The following is a 19,316-nucleotide window of genomic DNA, read 5'->3' on the forward strand; positions in this document are numbered from 1 at the left end:
GTTCGACGAGATCGACTTCTCCGAACCGCGGGAGCAACTGGGATGAGCAGGACGCGTCGTACGAATGAGGGTCACGGCAAGGTCGGCAGCGCGCTGTCCGGCATAGCCGTGGCCCTCGGCTGTGTGTTGTTCCTCGGCGGGTTCGTCTGGGGAGCGATTCTGTACCAGCCGTACACCGTGCCCACCGACTCCATGGATCCGACGATCAAGGCGGGTGACCGGGTGCTCGCGGAGCGGATCGACGGCAGCGAGGTGAAGCGCGGCGACGTCGTCGTCTTCCAGGAGAACTCCTGGGGAAACGTTCCGATGGTCAAGCGGGTGGTCGGCGTCGGCGGTGACAAGATCGCCTGCTGCACGCAGAACAAGCTGACCGTGAACGGCGAGCAGATCGACGAGCCCTACCTCCCGAAGGGCGAGAGCGCCTCGCTCACCGGCATCAGGAACACGACCGTCCCGCAGGGCCGGCTCTTCCTGCTCGGCGACCACCGCGCCGACTCCCTGGACTCCAGCGCGCACATCGGCGACAGCGAGAACGGCTCGGTGGAGCGCGGCGCCGTGCAGGGCCGGGTGGACGCCCTGGCGTGGCCCATGGCCGGGATGCAGAAGCCCACCGGGTTCGAGGCGCTGCCGGGCGGCATCTCGCAGCCGGGGCCGGTGAAGACGGTGCTGGCGGCCATCGTGGCGGGCGCGGTGCTGGTGCTCGGCGGGGCGGCGTACGGTCCGATCGCGAAGCGCTCGCGGCGCTCGCGCGGCGCCTCCCCGGAGCCGGCCCGTGCCTGAACCCGGCGGTGAACTGCGCAAGGTCGCCCGCGTCGTCCTGCTCGATCCGGACGGGCGGCTCCTGCTCCTGCACGGTCACGAGCCGGGCGACATGGCGAACGACTGGTGGTTCACGCCGGGCGGCGGCCTGGAGGGCGACGAGACGCGTGAAGACGCCGCCCTGCGGGAACTGGCAGAGGAGACCGGCATCACCGACGTCGAACTGGGGCCTGTGCTGTGGCAGCGGATCTGCTCCTTCCCGTTCGCCGGTCGGCGCTGGGATCAGGACGAGTGGTACTTCCTGGCCCGTACGAGGAAGGCCTCGGCCGAGCTCGGGGAGCTCCACGGGACGGGCCTGACCGACCTGGAGCGCCGCAGCGTCGCGGGAGCACGCTGGTGGACGTGCCGGGAACTGGCCGAGGCGCATGAGACGGTGTATCCGACCAGACTCGCCGGGCTGCTGAAGCGGCTGCTCGACGAAGGTCCCCCGAGCCGGCCCGAGGTCCTCGACACGGAAATCGTCTAGAGGCGCACGGGACTGGCGCACAATGGGGGGACGCACGGCTGAAGGGGAACATGCCATGAGCGCCGAGGACCTCGAGAAGTACGAGACCGAGATGGAGCTGAAGCTCTACCGGGAGTACCGCGATGTCGTCGGTCTGTTCAAATACGTGATCGAGACCGAGCGGCGTTTCTACCTCACCAATGACTACGAGATGCAGGTGCACTCGGTCCAGGGCGAGGTTTTCTTCGAGGTGTCGATGGCGGATGCCTGGGTCTGGGACATGTACAGGCCCGCTCGATTCGTGAAGCAGGTCCGGGTGCTCACGTTCAAGGACGTGAACATCGAGGAGCTGAACAAGAGCGATCTCGAACTTCCGAGTGGCTGACTTTTCCACAACCCGTAGGTAGTTCACCAAGATCCACTTCTTTCCGGCCCGGGCGTCAGCGTGGGTGCCGGAGGTGGTGCCGACGTGAACGCACGGGGAGCACTGGGGAAGTACGGCGAGGATCTGGCCGCGAGGCGGCTGGCCGAGGCCGGGATGACGGTGCTCGCGCGCAACTGGCGCGCGGGCAGGTCCGGTGAGATCGACATCGTCGCGCGGGACGGCGACGCGATCGTTGTCTGCGAGGTCAAGACCCGCAGCGGACCGAGCGGTGAGACCGGGGCCTTCGAGCACCCGATGGCCGCGATCACACCGGTCAAGGCGGCGCGACTGCGCGATCTCGCCGAGCGCTGGGTGCAGGAGCATGGGGGAGCGCCGCCCGGCGGCGTCCGCATCGACCTCGTCGGCGTGCTGCTGCCGGAGCGCGGCGCGCCCCGCGTCGAGCATGTGCGAGGGGTGTCCTGATGGGCTTCGCGCGTACGTGTTCCGTGGCCCTCGTGGGAGTCGAGGGCGTCGTCGTCGAGGTGCAGGCGGACCTGGAGCCGGGCATCGCCGCGTTCACCCTGGTCGGGCTGCCGGACAAGAGCCTGGTGGAGAGCCGGGACCGGGTCAGGGCGGCGGTGGTCAACTCCGGGGGCGACTGGCCGCAGAAGAAGCTCACGGTGGGGCTGAGCCCGGCTTCCGTGCCCAAAGGCGGTTCGGGCTTCGATCTCGCCGTCGCGTGCGCCGTGCTCGGTGCCGCCGAGCGGATCGACCCGAAGATCCTCGCGGACATCGTGATGATCGGGGAGCTGGGCCTGGACGGGCGGGTGCGGCCGGTGCGGGGCGTGCTCCCGGCGGTGCTCGCGGCGGCCGACGCCGGTTACGAACAGGTGGTGGTCCCCGAGTGCACGGCGGGGGAGGCGGCCCTCGTGCCGGGCGTATCGGTCCTCGGCGTCCGCAGCCTGCGCCAGCTCATCGCCGTGCTCACGGACGAGCCGGTGCCGCAGGAGGAGGCGGACGGGTCGGGGCGGCCCGATCCGCTGCTCGCGGGACTGAGCATGCCGGGCAGCGGCGTCGGCACGGGCCTCGGCGGCTCCGCGCACGACGGACAGGGGCTCGACCTCGCGGAGGTCGTCGGACAGCTGTCCGCGCGCACGGCGATCGAGGTCGCGGCGGCGGGCGGACACCACGTGATGCTGTCCGGGCCGCCGGGCGCGGGCAAGACGATGCTGGCCGAGCGGCTGCCCGCCGTCCTGCCGCCGCTCACCCGTGAGGAGGCCCTGGAGGTCACGGCGATCCACTCGGTCGCGGGAATGCTGCCGCCGGGCAAATCGATGATCGATACCGCGCCGTACTGCGCACCGCACCACTCGGCGACCATGCAGTCCCTCGTCGGGGGCGGGCCCGGAGTGGCCCGGCCGGGAGCGGTGTCGCTGTCGCACCGGGGCGTCCTGTTCCTCGACGAGGCCCCCGAGTTCAGCGGGCAGGCACTCGACGCCCTGCGCCAGCCCCTGGAGGCGGGCCATGTGACCATCGCGCGCAGCGCCGGGGTGGTGCGGCTGCCCGCGCGGTTCCTGATGGCGCTCGCCGCGAACCCCTGCCCCTGCGGGCAGTACCGGGCGCTGGGCGGCGAGTGCGACTGCCCGCCGGCCACGGTCCGCCGCTACCAGGCGAGGCTTTCGGGCCCGCTGCTCGACCGGGTAGACCTGCGCGTCGAGGTCGACGCCGTCACCCGCAACGAACTGGCGGGGTACGGGCCGCGGGGCGAGTGCACCAAGGTCGTCGCCGACCGGGTGCGGGAGGCCAGGGGGCGGGCGGCGGCCCGGTTCGCGGACACCCCGTGGCGGACCAACAGCGAGGTGCCGGGCCACGCCCTGCGCACTCGCTGGCCCGCGTCGCCCGGGGCCCTCGACGAGGCGGAGCTCGACCTGGAGCGCGGCTTCCTCACGGCGCGGGGGCTCGACCGGGTGCTGCGGGTGGCCTGGACCGTGGCCGATCTCGCCGGGCGGGACCGCCCGTTTGCCCAGGACGTGGCGCTCGCGCTGCAACTGCGGACCGGGATTTCGCGGGGTGTGCCGATGACGATCGGGGCGGGTTCGTGACCGGGGGCGGAGCCTTCCGGGCCGGGGGACCGGGCGGTGCCGAGGGAGATCGGGGCGCGACGGGCGTGGAAGGCGGCGACGCGGTGCGGCTCGCGCGGGTGCGGCTCACGCGGATCGTGGAGCCGGGCTGGGAGGTCGCCGGGCAGTGGCTGCGGGAGTTCGGGGCCGTGGAGACGGTGCGGCGCATCGAGGCGGGCAGGACCGAGGAGCCGCTGCCCGGGGTGCGGGCCGAGCGCTGGGAGGGGCTTGTCGCGCGGGCCGCGGACGCGCCGCCGGCCGAGCGGGATCTGGCGCGGGCGGCGGCGGGCGGTGCGCGGTTCGTGTGTCCGGGGGACGCCGAGTGGCCGGGACAGCTGGACGACCTGGGGGACGGGCGGCCGGTGGGGCTCTGGGTGCGGGGCGGGCCCAGCCTGCGGATGTGGGCGCTGCGCTCGGTGGCCGTGGTGGGCGCCCGGGCCTGCACGGACTACGGGGTGCGGATGGGCGCGAGCCTCGGGGCCGGGCTCGCGGAGCGCGGCTGGGTCGTCGTCTCGGGCGGCGCCTACGGGGTCGACGCGGCCGCGCATCGTGGGGCGCTCGGGGCGGCCGGGGCGACGGTGGCCGTGCTCGCCTGCGGCATCGACCGGATCTATCCGCGGGGGAACACGCTGTTGATCGACCGGGTCGCGGAACAGGGACTCGTGATCGGCGAGTTGCCGCCCGGGGACCATCCGACGCCCAGCCGGTTCATCCTCCGGAACCGGGTGATTGCCGCGCTCACCAGAGGAACCGTCGTGGTGGAGGCGGCCTATCGCAGCGGCGCGCTGGGAACGGCCCGTTGGGCGCAGCGCCTCGGGCGGCACGCGATGGGCGTACCGGGGCCCGCGACCAGCAGCGTCTCCGCGGGCGTGCATGAACTGCTGCGCAAGGAGGCGGTGCTGGTGACCGACGCCGCGGAAGTCGTCGAGCTGGTCGGGGACATGGGAGAGCTCGCGCCCGAGCGGCGCGGACCGGTGCTGCCCCGCGATCTGCTGCCGCCCGAAGCGGCGCGGGTGCTGGCCGCGCTTCCCGCACGCGGGTTGTGCAGTGTCGCCGAGGCGGCCCGCGGTGCGGGCACGGCCGAGGACGAGACGATCGGGAGGCTGTACGAACTGCGCTCTTTGGGGTTTGTCGAACGACACGGCGTCGGCTGGCAGTTGACACGCCAGGCGATCGAATCGGTCTTTCCCGGAGGGGAGGTGCTCTGACGCGGTGCGTTGCGCCGTCCGGATGACCCCCCGATGGCCTTGGCAATTCCGGCAGTTGGCGCTCCACCCCGGTCGGCCGGGGCGACGAAACCGGCCACGCGGGTCGACGAAGGGAACGTATCTGCGCAACGGTGATCTCCCACCCTTCGCACACTGCGACGCTCCAGTCACGCTACGCTCACCAGGATCCGGGTTCGTCCCCTCCATCCGGAATCAGGTGGGTAGCTCGGTACCAGTCATCACCAGACGGGCAACACGGCATCTTCACAGGCAGAGCGATCACAGCGACCAGTACGTCAAGCACCTTCGGGTTCCTGGGTACGCAGCAGCAGAACGGCACAAGGCGGCGCATGCCACAACACACCTCCGGGTCCGACCGGGCGGCGGCACCCCCCGCCGCGCGCGGCTCCAGCGTGCGGCCTCCGGCTCCCTCCTCCCTCGAGGAGCTGTGGAGGTCGTACAAGGAGACGGGCGACGAGCGGCTGCGCGAGCAGCTGATCCTGCACTACTCCCCGCTGGTGAAATACGTGGCGGGCCGGGTCAGCGTGGGGCTGCCGCCCAATGTGGAGCAGGCGGACTTCGTCTCGTCCGGGGTCTTCGGGCTCATTGACGCGATCGAGAAGTTCGACATCGAGCGGGAGATCAAGTTCGAGACGTACGCGATCACCCGGATCCGTGGCGCGATGATCGACGAACTGCGCGCGCTCGACTGGATTCCCCGCTCCGTGCGGCAGAAGGCGCGCAACGTGGAGCGGGCCTATGCCACCCTCGAGGCCCAGCTGCGGCGTACTCCTTCGGAGAGCGAGGTGGCCGCGGAGATGGGGGTCGCGCTCGAGGAACTGCACGCGGTCTTCAGCGCGTTGTCGCTGGCGAACGTGGTGGCGCTGGAGGAACTGCTGCACGTCGGGGGCGAGGGCGGCGGGGACCGGCTCAGTGTCCTGGACACGCTCGAGGACCATGCCGCGGACAACCCGGTGGAGGTCGCGGAGGACCGGGAGCTGCGGCGGTTCCTGGCGCGGGCGATCAATACGCTGCCGGAGCGCGAGAAGACCGTCGTCACGCTCTACTACTACGAGGGGCTGACGCTGGCCGAGATCGGCAATGTGCTCGGGGTCACCGAGAGCCGGGTCAGCCAGATCCACACGAAGTCCGTGCTGCAGCTGCGGGCGAAGCTCGCGAGTTTCGGGCGCTGACGGGGTGTGTGGCCGGGTCGGGAGGCGAATCGTGCCTGCCACCGGTCGGTCCGGGAGGCCCCGGCGGCTCCCGTCGCGGGCCGCATCTTCGTAAAGTGGAGACGTGCCTAGGATTCGAGCGGCCTCTGTGGCCGAGCACCGGTCGATGCAGCGCGGCGCCCTTCTGGACGCGGCGCGTTCCCTGCTGTCCGAGGGCGGGACGGACGCGCTGACGTTCCCCGCGCTCGCGGAGCGGACGGGGCTCGCGCGCTCGTCCGTCTATGAGTACTTCAAGTCGCGCGCGGCCGTGGTCGAGGAGCTGTGCGCCGTCGACTTCCCGGTGTGGGCCGCCGAGGTCGAGGCCGGGATGGCGCGGGCCGGTACGCCCGAGGGCAAGGTCGAGGCGTATGTGCGGGAGCAGTTGGCGCTGGTGGGGGACCGGCGGCACCGGGCCGTCGTCGCCATCTCCGCGAGTGAGCTGGACGCCGGGGCGCGGGAGAAGATCCGGGCCGCGCACGGGGGGCTCGTGGCGATGATCGTCGAGGCGCTCGAGCAGATGGGGCATGCGCAGCCGCGGCTCGCGGCGATGTTGCTTCAAGGGGTGGTGGATGCGGCCGTGCGCAGGATTGAGCTGGGGGCCGCGGAGGAGCCTGGCGTGATCGTGGACGCGGCCGTCGGTATGGCCCTGCGGGGCGTCCGGGGCTGAGCCCGTCCCGGTCCGGGCCCGGTGGTCGTCGTGCGCGGCATCGGGGTTCCTGTAGCGGTGCCGTGGTCGGCGCCCCTCGTGATCGTTGCGCGGCACCGGGGCGCCGCCTTGCCCACCCTGCTGCCCAAGGCGGCAGATTGCCCAAGGTGCGAGGTGGTGGCGGATCGCCGAAGGCGGTGGCGGTGACGGTTGTCCGTCGGTGGGTCACATGGGCCAGGACGCCTCCCACTCCCACTCCCACCCCCACACCGGCAGCAGTCTCGACGGTTGGCCGTGTAGGGCCGAGGCGTTCAGCAAGGACAAGGGGTCCAGGTAGGTCGTGGCTCGGCGCAGGCCCCAGTGGAGGCACGAGCGGGCCCTGGGCGGGCAGTGGGTCGTGGGGAGTTGGAGGGTGGCCACCGGGTCGCCGGCCGTGACCTTGGCGCCCCGTTTCACCAGCGGTGTCACCGGTTCGTACGTCGTGCGCAGAGGTGGGTCGCCGGTGTCCGAGAGTGCGACGGAGAGCACACCTCTGCCCGCGACCTCGCCCGCGAACGAGATCCGTCCGTCGGCCACCGCACGTACGGGAGCGCCGATGGGGGCCGCCAGGTCGACGCCGCGATGGCCGGGACCGTAGGGCGAAGCCGGTGGGGCCCAGGGCCGGACCACCCGTGGCCGCTCGCCCACCGGCCAGAAGCGTGCGTCCCCCGCCCAGGCCGCCGGTCCCAGCACCGAGAGCAGCGCGCCCGCCATCATCACCGTGAGTAATTTCCGCATGGCGCTCAGGTTTCCCCGCGGAGCGCTTCCGCGGGGATCATGGCCGGGAAACGTGGACTACCGAACGGTTGTGGACAGCGGCGTCACCCGGTACCTCGCGGGTCCCGTACACTTCATGTGGCGATCCGGCCCACCGGATCGACTTCGCACGCCCCGACACCGGTCCTCACAGGCTCGTGTCAGTGGCCTATCGGTCCCGTACGGACGGCTCGCAAGAGCGTGAACGTACGCGGCAGGCACACGCAGTGGGCGTCAGGAAACAACCGAGAAAACACAAGGAGTACGGCCATGGCCGTCGTCACGATGCGGGAGCTGCTGGAAAGCGGCGTCCACTTCGGTCACCAGACCCGTCGTTGGAACCCGAAGATGAAGCGCTTCATCTTCACGGAGCGCAACGGCATCTACATCATCGACCTTCTCCAGTCGCTGTCGTACATCGACCGCGCCTACGAGTTCGTCAAGGAGACCGTCGCCCACGGCGGCACGGTCATGTTCGTCGGCACGAAGAAGCAGGCGCAGGAGGCCATCGCCGAGCAGGCGACCCGCGTCGGCATGCCCTACGTGAACCAGCGCTGGCTGGGCGGCATGCTCACCAACTTCTCGACCGTCTACAAGCGTCTGCAGCGCCTCAAGGAGCTCGAGCAGATCGACTTCGAGGACGTCGCCGCGTCGGGTCTCACCAAGAAGGAGCTTCTCGTGCTCTCGCGCGAGAAGGCCAAGCTGGAGAAGACCCTCGGTGGTATCCGCGAGATGTCCAAGGTGCCCAGCGCCGTCTGGATCGTGGACACCAAGAAGGAGCACATCGCTGTCGGCGAGGCCCGGAAGCTCAACATCCCGGTCGTCGCGATCCTCGACACGAACTGTGACCCCGACGAGGTCGACTACAAGATCCCGGGCAACGACGACGCGATCCGCTCCGTCACCCTGCTCACCCGCGTGATCGCCGACGCCGTCGCCGAGGGCCTCATCGCCCGCTCCGGCGTCGCCACGGGCGACCAGAAGCCGGGCGAGAAGGCCGCCGGCGAGCCCCTCGCCGAGTGGGAGCGCGACCTGCTCGAGGGCGAGAAGAAGGCCGACGAGCCGAAGGACGCCGAGGCCGAGGTTCAGACCTCCGCCGAGACGGAGAAGGTCGCCGACGCCGAGCAGGCCGAGGCCCCCGCCGCCGAGGCTCCGGCCGCGGACGCCGAGAAGGCCTGACCCGTAAGGGATTCGGTTTCATGAGGTGACGGCGGGGGTCGGCTGCGGCCCCCGCCTTCACCCGTAACCGTCACCTTCGTTCTCACACTGCTTCAGACTTCGTAGAGAGAAAACCAGGATCATGGCGAACTACACCGCCGCTGACGTCAAGAAGCTCCGCGAGCTCACCGGCGTCGGCATGATGGACTGCAAGAAGGCGCTCGACGAGGCCGACGGCGACGTCGACAAGGCCGTTGAGGCCCTGCGCATCAAGGGCCAGAAGGGCGTCGCCAAGCGCGAGGGCCGCTCCGCCGAGAACGGTGCCGTCGTCTCCCTCATCGCCGACGACAACACCTCCGGTGTCATCGTCGAGCTGAAGTGCGAGACGGACTTCGTCGCCAAGGGCGAGAAGTTCCAGGCCGTCGCGAACGAGCTGGCCGCGCACGTCGCCAAGACGAGCCCCGCGGACCTCGAGGCGCTGCTCGCCTCCGAGATCGAGGCCGGCAAGACCGTCCAGGCCTTCGTCGACGAGGCCAACGCCCAGCTCGGCGAGAAGATCGTCCTGGACCGCTTCGCGCAGTTCTCGGGCGCCTACGTCTCCGCGTACATGCACCGCACCATGCCCGACCTGCCCCCGCAGATCGGTGTCCTGGTCGAGCTGGACAAGGCCGACGCCGAGCTGGCCAAGGGCATCGCGCAGCACATCGCCGCCTTCGCGCCGAAGTACCTCTCCCGCGAGGACGTCCCGGCCGAGGTCGTCGAGTCCGAGCGCCGCGTCGCCGAGGAGACCACCCGCGCCGAGGGCAAGCCGGAGGCCGCGCTCCCGAAGATCGTCGAGGGTCGCGTCAACGGCTTCTTCAAGGAGGCCACGCTGCTCGGTCAGCCGTACGCCCTCGACAACAAGAAGTCCGTCGAGAAGGTCCTCCAGGAGGCCGGTGTCACCCTGAAGCGCTTCGCGCGCATCAAGGTCGGCATCTGAGTCCGTACCGCGCCAGACGCGAGACCCCGCTAGGGTCGACAGCAGTTGTCCGGGAACGCACCGGACGACCGCAGTTGTGACGAGGAGGCCATTGCCGCGCATGGGATGCGAACCACCCCACCGGCAGTGGCCTTCTTCGTATGTGTGCCAAGCAAAAGAGGCGAGAATCCCATGACCACCACCCAGGCCGACAACGGTGACAAGAGCGACGAAGGCAAAGGCGCGGGGCGCTTTCTGCTGAAGCTTTCCGGCGAGGCGTTCGCCGGGGGCGGGGGTCTGGGCGTCGACCCCGACGTGGTGCACGCCATTGCCCGTGAGATCGCGACCGTCGTACGCGAGGGCTGGCAGATCGCCGTCGTCATCGGCGGCGGCAACTTCTTCCGCGGCGCCGAGCTGCAGCAGCGCGGCATGGACCGCGCCCGCAGCGACTACATGGGCATGCTCGGCACGGTCATGAACTGCCTGGCCCTCCAGGACTTCCTGGAGAAGGAGGGCATCGACTGCCGCGTGCAGACCGCGATCACCATGGGGCAGGTCGCCGAGCCGTACATCCCGCTGCGCGCCGTACGGCACCTGGAGAAGGGCCGCGTCGTCATCTTCGGCGCCGGCATGGGAATGCCGTACTTCTCCACCGACACGACCGCCGCGCAGCGTGCCCTGGAGATCGACGCCGAGGCCATGCTCATGGGCAAGAACGGTGTCGACGGCGTCTACGACTCGGACCCGAAGACCAACCCCGAGGCCGTGAAGTTCGACGCGCTCAGCTACGGCGAGGTCATCACCCGCGACCTGAAGGTCGCCGACATGACCGCGATCACCCTGTGCCGCGACAACAAGCTCCCCATTCTCGTCTTCGAGCTCATCACGTCGGGCAATATCGCCCGTGCCGTCAAGGGTGAGAAGATCGGGACCCTCGTAGGCGAACAGGGCACCCGAGCCTGACCCCCTCCCGCCCCCCCCTGGGAACCACCGGGAACCGCTGGGAACCATTGGGAACCCCGTGTCCTCGAAGGTTCTCGGAGGGATGGACAATGTCCTGCCGGTCGGACACCGTGCAGGAAAGACACGCGACGCAGCCGACCGCGCCCCCGTGCCCGGCCGGGCCTCACTCAAGACACGCAGGAGCAAGTGGTGATCGAAGAGACCCTCCTCGAGGCCGAGGAGAAGATGGAGAAGGCCGTCGTCGTCGCCAAGGAGGACTTCGCCGCGATCCGCACGGGACGTGCGCACCCGGCGATGTTCAACAAGATCGTGGCCGACTACTACGGCGCGCTGACGCCGATCAACCAGCTGGCCTCGTTCTCGGTGCCCGAGCCGCGGATGGCCGTGGTGACCCCGTTCGACAAGAGCGCGCTGCGCAACATCGAGCAGGCGATCCGCGACTCCGACCTCGGCGTCAACCCGAGCAACGACGGCAGCATCATCCGAGTGGTCTTCCCGGAGCTGACCGAGGAGCGCCGCAAGGAGTACATCAAGGTCGCCAAGGCCAAGGGCGAGGACGCCAAGGTCTCCATCCGCTCCGTGCGCCGCAAGGCCAAGGACACGATCGACAAGGCGATCAAGGACGGCGACATCGGCGAGGACGAGGGCCGTCGCGGCGAGAAGGAATTGGACGACACCACCACGAAGTATGTGGCCCAGGTGGACGAGCTGCTCAAGCACAAGGAAGCCGAGCTGCTCGAAGTCTGAGCGAGCGCGGAAGATCGAGGTTCGAGGAATCCGTGAACGACTCTTCCTGGGGTGCGCCGACCGGGCCCGGACAGTGGGGCCCGACCGACGGCCAAGGGTCCGCCCCTGGTCAGGGGCCCGCGTACGGGCAGGCGCCGGCGTACGGCCAAGGGCCGTCGTACAACCAAGGACCGTCGTACGACCACGGGCGCGCTCCGGCGGGTCCCGCGTACGAACGGCACGCGGTCGATGAGACTCGGCCCATGCCCATCGTGCCCGATATGCCTGATACGCCTTCTGGTGACGGAAGGGGCGACGACCAGGACGACCGGGGGACCGCTCGGCTGAGTGGTCCCCTGTTCCGCGACGAGACGCCTCGGCAGCCGGAGCCGGCCGAACCGCCTTCGCGGTCCACGGAGTCCGCCCAGCCCGGGCCGCGCAAGAAGAAGAGCGCGGGCCGGGACCTCGGGGCGGCCATAGGCGTCGGTGTCGGACTCGGTGCGGTGATCATCGCTTCGCTCTTCATCGTCAAGGCCGTGTTCGTCGGCGTCATAGCGGTCGCGGTCGTCGTCGGCCTGTGGGAGCTGACCTCGCGCCTCGAGGAGCGCAAGGGCATCAAGGCGCCGCTCGTGCCGCTCGCCGTCGGTGGCGCGGCCATGGTGGTGGCCGGGTACGTGCGGGGCGCCGAGGGCGCCTGGGTGGCGATGGCGCTGACCGCGCTCGCCGTCCTCGTGTGGCGGATGACGGAGCCGCCCGAGGGCTACCTGAAGGACGTCACGGCGGGGGTCTTCGCGGCCTTCTACGTGCCGTTCCTCGCGACCTTCGTGGCGATGATGCTCACCGCGGACGACGGGGCGTGGCGCGTGCTCACGTTCCTGATCCTGACGGTCGTCAGCGACACCGGGGCGTACGCGGTCGGCTGGCGCTTCGGCAAGCACAAGCTCGCGCCGCGCATCAGCCCCGGCAAGACCCGCGAGGGCCTGCTGGGCGCCGTCTCGTTCGCCATGGTGGCGGGCGTGCTGTGCATGCAGTTCCTGGTGGACGACGGCACGTGGTGGCAGGGCCTCGTCATGGGCGCCCTCGTCGCGGCCAGCGCGACCCTCGGCGACCTCGGCGAGTCCATGATCAAGCGGGACCTCGGGATCAAGGACATGGGGACGCTGCTGCCGGGGCACGGCGGGATCATGGACCGCCTCGACTCCCTGCTGCCGACGGCTCCGGTCGTATGGCTGCTTCTGGTGCTGTTCGTCGGTTCCTGAGGAACGCCCGCGAGGCCCATGGGTACGCCCATGGACATGCCCATGGGTACGCCCAGGTGAAAGCCCCCGTCCGTAACCGGACGGGGGCTCTTCGTATACGCCCCCGCGAGACTTGTGAAGACCTGTTCACGAAGGTGGTCGGGTTCGTTGAGGGGGGCTTGCGTGCGTGTTTTACGCTCAAGTAACAACGTGCCTCATGAACATCTTCGGTCGCAGCTTCTCATCCCGGCGCGCAGAGGGATCCGCTGCTCAGGGGGCCGCCGGCACCGCAGTGCTGCCCGATCCGGCCGGTCACGATCCCTCCATGGCGGCGCTCACCGGCGCATGGATGGTCGACCCCGCACACAGCAGGATCGGGTTCTCCGTCCGGCATGCCATGGTGACGACCGTGCGCGGCGCTTTCGCGGAGTACCAGAGCCGCCTCTACTTCGACGGTGACGACCCGTCCCGTTCATCCGCCGAGCTCGTCCTGGCCACGGCGAGCGTCGACACGGGTGTCGAGCAGCGGGACGCCCACGTGGTGGGCCGTGACTTCCTGAACGCCGCCCAGTACCCGCGCATGACCTTCAAGAGCACCGCCGTGGAACTGGTGGGCGACGACGTCTACCGGATGCACGGCGATCTCACCATCAAGGGCGTCGCCCGCCCGGTCGTCCTCGAACTCACCTACATCGGCTTCGTCACGGACGCCTTCGGTGACGAACGCGTCGGCTTCGACGGCACCACCACCATCAACCGCACCGACTGGGGCCTCACGTACAACGCCCGCCTGGCCCAGGGCGGCAACATGGTCAGCGAAAAGGTCCGCCTCCAGTTCGACATCGCGGCGATCCGCACGCCGTCGGGCGGCTGACCCCTCATAAAAGGGCCCCCGACCTGCGCCTCCGGCGTGGATCAGGGGCCTGTTCCCGTTGTCGTCACAGGTCCACGACCATGGAACCGGGTATCGTCCTCGACATGTTCTTCCAGACGCCGATTTACGAGTGAGAGCGTGACGGGCCCCGCCGACATCCTTCGACGTCGCCGCCCGTCCCCCACCGATGAATCCGTAGAACACCTCACTTCACGCCGGGAGAACCCGTGACCGACAGCAAGAACATCAACAACCCCGTGGGCCAGGGCGGCGGCCAGCGCAAGAAGCTGTCCCGCGCCGAACGGCAGAACAACGGCCCGCACCGCAACCTCGACCGTCGGCTCGCCGCCGACCAGAAGGCGGAGCTGGTGCGCAAGATGCGCGAGAAGGCGGCCGCGGCCGAGGGCACCGGTCAGACGGGCGACGCCACCGCGCAGAGCTGACGCGAGCCGAGAGCCCAGGGCCGTCCCAGACAACGGCGCAAGGTCACCCCTCCGCATCTGCGACACTGGATGGGCTATGCCTAAGCCCGGAGAACTCACGTTCGTCGCCCCCCGCGGAGCCAAGAAGCCGCCGCGGCACCTTGCTGATCTTTCGCCTGTTGAGCGGAAGGAAGCCGTTGCCGCGATCGGTGAGAAGCCGTTTCGCGCCAAGCAGCTCTCGCAGCACTACTTCGCGCGGTTCGCGCACGACCCCGCGGAGTGGACCGACATCCCCGCGGGGTCGCGCGAGAAGCTGCGGGAGGCGTTGCTGCCGGAGCTGATGACCGTCGTGCGGCATCTGTCGACCGACAGCGACACGACGCGCAAGACGCTGTGGAAGCTGTTCGACGGGACGCTCGTGGAGAGCGTGCTCATGCGGTATCCGGACCGGGTGACGATGTGTATCTCGTCGCAGGCCGGGTGCGGCATGAACTGCCCGTTCTGTGCCACCGGCCAGGCCGGGCTCGACCGGAACCTGTCGACCGGCGAGATCGTGCATCAGATTGTTGATGGGATGCGCGCCCTCAGGGACGGGGAGATTCCCGGAGGCCCGGCCCGGCTCTCCAACATCGTGTTCATGGGCATGGGCGAGCCGCTCGCCAACTACAAGCGGGTCATCCAGGCCATCCGCGCGCTCACGGACCCGGAGCCGGACGGGCTCGGGCTCAGCCAGCGCGGCATCACCGTGTCGACGGTCGGGCTCGTGCCGGCCATCAACCGGTTCACCGACGAGGGGCTGAAGTGCCGGCTCGCGATCTCGTTGCACGCGCCCGACGACGAGCTGCGCGACACCCTCGTACCCGTCAATACGCGGTGGAACGTGCGCGAGGTGCTCGACTCCGGGTTCGAGTACGCCGCGAAGTCCGGGCGCCGGCTGTCGATCGAGTACGCGCTCATCCGGGACATCAACGACCAGGCGTGGCGTGGTGACCGGCTCGGGCGGATGCTCAAGGGCAAGCCCGTGCATGTGAACCTGATCCCGTTGAACCCGACCCCGGGTTCGAAGTGGACCGCCTCGCGGCCCGAGGACGAGAAGGCCTTCGTCGACGCGATCGCCGCGCACGGCGTTCCGGTCACCATCCGGGACACCCGTGGCCAGGAGATCGACGGAGCCTGTGGACAGCTGGCGGCCACCGAGCGGTAGCCTGGCGACTGTCAGTTCGATACACCACAACTCCATCTGCATTCCGACAGGGGAGCGCCACAGCGCTGAGAGTGCGGCATCGGCCGCAGACCCTCTGGACCTTGCCCAGGTCATTCTGGGTAGGAAGTTCGGACACCACTCAAGCTGTTGCGCCCTGCCCGGGGCCCCGCGAAGGGGCTCCGGGCAGGGCCGCGTCTTCTCCTGGTCACGCCCAGGAGGAATTCAAGTGAGCAAGAAGGCGTACGTCGCCGTGGTCATGGGGCTCGGGCTCGTCACGCTGTCCGCGTGCGGGTCCTCCGGTGGTGGCTCCGGTGCCGCCGGCGGGGACTCCAGGACGGTGACCCTCGTGAGTCATGACTCGTGGGCCGTCTCCAAGGGCGTACTGAAGGACTTCGAGAAGAAGTCCGGGTACCGGGTCAAGGTCCTCAAGGACGGGGACGCCGGCGAGGCCGTCAACAAGGCGATCCTGTCCAAGAACAATCCGCAGGGCGACGTCCTCTTCGGCGTCGACAACACCTTGCTCTCGCGGGCGCTCGACAACGGGATCTTCTCCTCGTACAAGGCCAAGGGGCTGGAGGACGAGGTGAAGGGCGCGTACCGGCTCGACAAGGGTAAGAACCGGGTGACCCCCGTCGATACCGGGTCGCTCTGCGTCAACTACGACAAGGCGTACTTCAAGAAGCACGACCTCGCGCCCCCGGCCTCCTTCGCGGACCTTGCCAAGCCCGCGTACAAGAACCTGCTGGTCTCGGAGAACGCGGCCACCTCGTCGCCGGGGCTCGGCTTCCTGCTCGGGTCCGCCGCGAAGTACGGCGACGACGGCTGGCAGCCGTACTGGAAGAAGCTCAAGGCCAACGGGCTCAAGGTCGTCGACGGCTGGGACCAGGCGTACAACGAGGAGTTCAGCGGGAGCGCCGGTGGCAGGAAGGCGGGGGGCGAGCGGCCGCTCGTCGTGTCGTACGCGTCCTCGCCGCCCGCCGAGGCCGTGTTCGCCGATCCCCAGCCGAAGACCTCGCCGGTCGGGGTCGCGAAGGGGACCTGCTTCCAGCAGGTCGAGTTCGCGGGGCTGCTGAACGGGGCGCAGAACGAGAAGGGCGGCAAGGCGCTGCTCGACTTCTTGATCTCCAAGAAGTTCCAGGAGGACATGCCGCTCAACATGTTCGTCGATCCGGTGACCAAGAACGCCACCGCCCCCGCCGACTACACCAAGTACGCGGTGAAGATCGACGACCCCGAGACCATGAGCCCGCGCAAGATCGCGGACAACCGGGACGACTGGGTGAAGTCGTGGACGTCGCTCGTACTGAAGTAGCCGTCGGGAGAAGAAACGGGAACGCGGCGCGGCTTGGGCTCATGGTCCTGCCCGTCGTGTTCTTCGGGCTGTTCTTCGCCTATCCGGTCGTCGCGATCGTCGAGCGCGGGCTGCACGTCGACGGCGGCTGGCAGGTCGGGCGGATCCTGGATGTGCTCGGGCAGTCCGACATCCGGCACGTGCTGTGGTTCACCGTCTGGCAGGCGCTCGCGTCGACCGCGCTGACGCTGCTGCTCGCGCTGCCGGGGGCGTATGTCTTCGCGCGGTTCGAGTTCCCGGGCAAGCAAGTGCTGCGGGCCGTCGTGACGGTGCCGTTCGTGCTGCCGACCGTTGTCGTCGGCACCGCGTTTCTCGCGCTCGTAGGGAACGGCGGGCTGCTCGACGAGCTGTGGGGCGTGCGGCTCGACACGACGGTGTGGGCGATTCTGCTCGCGCATGTGTTCTTCAATTACGCGGTCGTGGTGCGGACCGTGGGTGGGCTGTGGGCGCAGCTCGATCCGCGGCAGGAGGAGGCCGCGCGGATGCTCGGCGCCTCGCGGTTCGCGGCCTGGCGGAAGGTGACGCTGCCGGCGCTCGGGCCCGCCGTCGCGGCTGCCGCGCTGATGGTGTTCCTGTTCACGTTCACGTCGTTCGGTGTGGTGCAGATTCTGGGCGGGCCCGGGTTCTCGACGCTTGAGGTCGAGATCTATCGGCAGACCGCGCAGATTTTTGACCTGTCGACCGCCGCCGTGCTCACCATCGTGCAGTTCGTCGCCGTCGGGCTGATTCTCGGTGTGCACGCGTGGACCGTGCGGCGGCGGGAGAGCGCGTTGCGGCTCGTCGACGCGGCGCACACGGCGCGCAGGCCGCGCGGGGGCGGGCAGTGGGCGCTGCTGAGCGGCGTGCTGGTGTCCGTCGCGCTGCTGATCGTGCTGCCGCTCGGGGTGCTCGTCGAGCGCTCGCTCGACGCTCCCGGCGGGTACGGGTTCGGGTACTTCCGGGCGCTCACGGACGCGGACGGCGGGACCTTCCTTGTGCCGCCGATCGACGCGATCTGGAACTCGCTGGAGTACGCGCTCGCGGCCACGGCCATCGCCGTGGTGGTCGGTGGGCTGGCCGCAGCGGCTCTCACGCGTCGGGCCGGGCGGCTCGTGCGCGGGTTCGACGCGTTGCTGATGCTGCCGCTGGGGGTGTCGGCGGTGACCGTCGGGTTCGGGTTCCTGATCACGCTCGACGAGCCGCCGCTCGACCTGCGGTCCACGTGGATCCTGGTGCCGCTCGCGCAGGCGCTCGTCGGGGTGCCGTTCGTGGTGCGGACCATGCTGCCGGTGCTACGGGCCGTCGACGGGCGGCTCCGGGAGGCCGCCGCGGTGCTCGGGGCGTCGCCGCTGCGGGCGTGGCGGGAGGTCGACCTGCCGATGGTGCGGCGGGCGCTGCTGGTGGCGGCGGGGTTCGCGTTCGCGGTGTCGCTCGGTGAGTTCGGGGCGACCGTGTTCATCGCGCGGCCCGACAGTCCGACGCTGCCGGTCGCCGTGGCCCGGCTGCTCGGGCGGGCCGGTGACCTCAACTACGGGCAGGCGATGGCCCTGTCGACCGTACTGATGGTCGTCTGCGCGGCCTGGTTGCTCGTCCTTGAACGGATTCGGCCCGCCAAGGCCTCGACCGGGGAGTTCTGATGTCGCTGCTGGAGTTGGACGACGCGACCGTACGGTTCGGTGGGCGCGCCGTGCTCGACGACGTGGACCTGGAGGTGGCCGAGCACGAGATCGTGTGCGTGCTCGGGCCGAGCGGCAGCGGCAAGTCGACGCTGCTGAGGGCCGTCGCGGGGCTGCAACCCCTGGACGGGGGGCGGGTGTTGCTCGGTGGGGCCGACCAGGGTGGGGTGCCGGCGCACAAGCGGGGGGTCGGCCTGATGTTCCAGGACCACCAGTTGTTCCCGCAGCGGGATGTGGGGCGCAACGTCGCCTTCGGGTTGCGGATGCATGGGGCCGGCAAGGCCGAACAGGCGGAGCGCGTACGGGAGTTGCTGGGGCTCGTCGGGTTGTCGGGGGCCGAGCGGCATGCGGTCGGTGCGCTGTCCGGTGGGGAGCAGCAGCGGGTCGCGCTCGCGCGGGCGCTGGCGCCGCGGCCGCGGTTGCTGATGCTGGACGAGCCGTTGGGGCAGCTCGACCGGTCACTGCGTGAGCGGCTGGTGGTCGAACTGCGGGAACTGTTCGGCGAGTTGGGGACGACGGTGCTCGCCGTCACGCACGATCAGGGGGAGGCCTTCGTGCTTGCCGACCGGGTCGTGGTGATGCGGGACGGGCGGATCGCGCAGAGCGGTACGCCGCTCGAGGTGTGGCGGCAGCCGGCGGACGAGTTCGTGGCGCGGTTCCTCGGGTTCGACAATGTGGTGGAGGCGACGGTGACGGGGGCGGTCGCGGATACGCCCTGGGGGAAGGTTCCGGTGCCCGAGGGGGCGGGGCAGGGGGAGTGCCGGGTCCTTGTGCGGCCCGCGGGGGTGCGGCTCGTTCCTGCCGCCGAGGCCCAGTTGACCTGTGCCGTGACCGCGCGGACCTTCCGGGGTACGCATGTCGCGCTGCACCTGCAACCGGGGGATGCGCCTCGGCTGGAAGCGGCCTGCGCGTTGCGCTCCGCGCCGGAGCCGGGGGACGTGGTCGGGGTCGCCTTCGACGCGGCGGAGATCGTGGTGCTGGGGGCGACTTCTTAGCGCCACGGTTCTCGTTGCGCGGCGCCTGGGTGTGCCGCCGTGCCGGGGTCGACGCCCGCCGTCATCGTTGTGCGGCACCGGGGCGCCGCCTTGCCCACCCTGCCGCCCCAGGCGGCAGATTGCCCAAGTCGGTGGCGGCCTGCCGCCAGGGGCGGGGAAGCATG

General features: G+C 70.0%; 20 protein-coding genes and 1 riboswitch. Of the genes, 19 read left to right on the forward strand and 1 reads right to left on the reverse strand.

Going from position 1 to position 19,316, the window contains the following annotated elements; translation table 11 throughout:
* The first annotated feature begins 42 nt into the window (after positions 1 to 42).
* The 8 genes from lepB to ACIA8D_RS03500 all read left to right on the forward strand — a co-directional run bounded on the left by lepB (position 43) and on the right by ACIA8D_RS03500 (position 6,834).
* Positions 43 to 780 (forward strand): signal peptidase I, encoded by a 738-nt coding sequence (lepB, locus tag ACIA8D_RS03465; RefSeq protein ID WP_399228286.1) that lies wholly within the window; start codon positions 43 to 45, stop codon positions 778 to 780.
* Positions 773 to 1,285: an NUDIX hydrolase gene (locus ACIA8D_RS03470; protein WP_399228287.1), complete on the forward strand. Its 513-nt coding sequence runs from the start codon at positions 773 to 775 to the stop codon at positions 1,283 to 1,285. Before lepB ends, ACIA8D_RS03470 begins: the two co-directional genes overlap by 8 nt.
* 55 nt (positions 1,286 to 1,340) lie before the next feature.
* On the forward strand, positions 1,341 to 1,649 hold the full coding sequence (locus ACIA8D_RS03475; protein WP_003993268.1) for a DUF2469 domain-containing protein: 309 nt from the start codon (positions 1,341 to 1,343) through the stop codon (positions 1,647 to 1,649).
* 84 nt (positions 1,650 to 1,733) lie between these two features.
* Positions 1,734 to 2,111: a YraN family protein gene (locus ACIA8D_RS03480; protein ID WP_399228290.1), complete on the forward strand. Its 378-nt coding sequence runs from the start codon at positions 1,734 to 1,736 to the stop codon at positions 2,109 to 2,111.
* Entirely contained in the window at positions 2,111 to 3,730 is a 1,620-nt protein-coding gene (locus ACIA8D_RS03485) for a YifB family Mg chelatase-like AAA ATPase (protein ID WP_399228292.1), read from the forward strand. The genes ACIA8D_RS03480 and ACIA8D_RS03485 overlap by 1 nt, the downstream gene beginning before the upstream one ends.
* 65 nt (positions 3,731 to 3,795) lie before the next feature.
* Entirely contained in the window at positions 3,796 to 4,956 is a 1,161-nt protein-coding gene (gene dprA / locus ACIA8D_RS03490; RefSeq protein WP_399228293.1) for a DNA-processing protein DprA, read from the forward strand.
* Positions 4,957 to 5,306: 350 nt separating this feature from the next.
* Positions 5,307 to 6,149 (forward strand): RNA polymerase sigma factor WhiG, encoded by an 843-nt coding sequence (gene whiG, locus ACIA8D_RS03495; protein WP_399228295.1) that lies wholly within the window; start codon positions 5,307 to 5,309, stop codon positions 6,147 to 6,149.
* A 127-nt stretch (positions 6,150 to 6,276) separates the two neighbouring features.
* Complete coding sequence (locus tag ACIA8D_RS03500; RefSeq protein WP_399228532.1) at positions 6,277 to 6,834, forward strand: TetR/AcrR family transcriptional regulator; 558 nt, start codon at positions 6,277 to 6,279, stop codon at positions 6,832 to 6,834.
* Positions 6,835 to 7,038: 204 nt separating this feature from the next.
* Here ACIA8D_RS03500 and ACIA8D_RS03505 read toward each other — a convergent pair whose 3' ends face one another.
* The gene (locus tag ACIA8D_RS03505) at positions 7,039 to 7,590 is read right to left on the reverse strand and encodes a murein hydrolase activator EnvC family protein (protein WP_399228296.1); all 552 of its coding nucleotides are present in this window, start codon (positions 7,588 to 7,590) and stop codon (positions 7,039 to 7,041) included.
* A gap of 288 nt (positions 7,591 to 7,878) precedes the next feature.
* Here ACIA8D_RS03505 and rpsB point away from each other — a divergent pair, with 288 nt between their 5' ends.
* The 11 genes from rpsB (at position 7,879) to ACIA8D_RS03560 (ending at position 19,152) form a co-directional block, all read left to right on the forward strand.
* Positions 7,879 to 8,787 carry a 30S ribosomal protein S2 gene (gene rpsB / locus ACIA8D_RS03510; RefSeq protein ID WP_399228298.1) on the forward strand — a complete coding sequence of 303 codons (909 nt, stop codon included), beginning with the start codon at positions 7,879 to 7,881 and terminating at the stop codon, positions 8,785 to 8,787.
* A gap of 121 nt (positions 8,788 to 8,908) precedes the next feature.
* Entirely contained in the window at positions 8,909 to 9,745 is an 837-nt protein-coding gene (gene tsf, locus ACIA8D_RS03515; protein ID WP_399228299.1) for a translation elongation factor Ts, read from the forward strand.
* A 171-nt stretch (positions 9,746 to 9,916) separates the two neighbouring features.
* Positions 9,917 to 10,687 carry a UMP kinase gene (pyrH, locus tag ACIA8D_RS03520; protein WP_399228301.1) on the forward strand — a complete coding sequence of 257 codons (771 nt, stop codon included), beginning with the start codon at positions 9,917 to 9,919 and terminating at the stop codon, positions 10,685 to 10,687.
* A gap of 189 nt (positions 10,688 to 10,876) precedes the next feature.
* The gene (gene frr, locus ACIA8D_RS03525) at positions 10,877 to 11,434 is read left to right on the forward strand and encodes a ribosome recycling factor (protein WP_399228302.1); all 558 of its coding nucleotides are present in this window, start codon (positions 10,877 to 10,879) and stop codon (positions 11,432 to 11,434) included.
* Between the two features lie 32 nt (positions 11,435 to 11,466).
* Positions 11,467 to 12,672, forward strand: a complete 1,206-nt coding sequence (locus ACIA8D_RS03530) for a phosphatidate cytidylyltransferase (protein ID WP_399228303.1) — start codon at positions 11,467 to 11,469, stop codon at positions 12,670 to 12,672.
* A gap of 196 nt (positions 12,673 to 12,868) precedes the next feature.
* Positions 12,869 to 13,525 carry a YceI family protein gene (locus ACIA8D_RS03535; protein ID WP_399228305.1) on the forward strand — a complete coding sequence of 219 codons (657 nt, stop codon included), beginning with the start codon at positions 12,869 to 12,871 and terminating at the stop codon, positions 13,523 to 13,525.
* Positions 13,526 to 13,752: 227 nt separating this feature from the next.
* Positions 13,753 to 13,968: a DUF6243 family protein gene (locus ACIA8D_RS03540; RefSeq protein ID WP_399228307.1), complete on the forward strand. Its 216-nt coding sequence runs from the start codon at positions 13,753 to 13,755 to the stop codon at positions 13,966 to 13,968.
* 76 nt (positions 13,969 to 14,044) lie between these two features.
* The gene (gene rlmN, locus ACIA8D_RS03545) at positions 14,045 to 15,151 is read left to right on the forward strand and encodes a 23S rRNA (adenine(2503)-C(2))-methyltransferase RlmN (protein ID WP_399228310.1); all 1,107 of its coding nucleotides are present in this window, start codon (positions 14,045 to 14,047) and stop codon (positions 15,149 to 15,151) included.
* Positions 15,152 to 15,189: 38 nt separating this feature from the next.
* Positions 15,190 to 15,295: riboswitch (TPP riboswitch) on the forward strand.
* Between the two features lie 112 nt (positions 15,296 to 15,407).
* The gene (locus tag ACIA8D_RS03550) at positions 15,408 to 16,463 is read left to right on the forward strand and encodes a thiamine ABC transporter substrate binding subunit (protein WP_399228534.1); all 1,056 of its coding nucleotides are present in this window, start codon (positions 15,408 to 15,410) and stop codon (positions 16,461 to 16,463) included.
* Complete coding sequence (locus tag ACIA8D_RS03555) at positions 16,439 to 18,118, forward strand: ABC transporter permease (RefSeq protein WP_399228312.1); 1,680 nt, start codon at positions 16,439 to 16,441, stop codon at positions 18,116 to 18,118. The genes ACIA8D_RS03550 and ACIA8D_RS03555 overlap by 25 nt, the downstream gene beginning before the upstream one ends.
* Entirely contained in the window at positions 18,118 to 19,152 is a 1,035-nt protein-coding gene (locus ACIA8D_RS03560) for an ABC transporter ATP-binding protein (RefSeq protein ID WP_399228315.1), read from the forward strand. The genes ACIA8D_RS03555 and ACIA8D_RS03560 overlap by 1 nt, the downstream gene beginning before the upstream one ends.
* Positions 19,153 to 19,316 lie beyond the last annotated feature (164 nt).

The organism is Streptomyces sp. NPDC051684 (assembly GCF_044453445.1).
Lineage (GTDB): Bacteria > Actinomycetota > Actinomycetes > Streptomycetales > Streptomycetaceae > Streptomyces.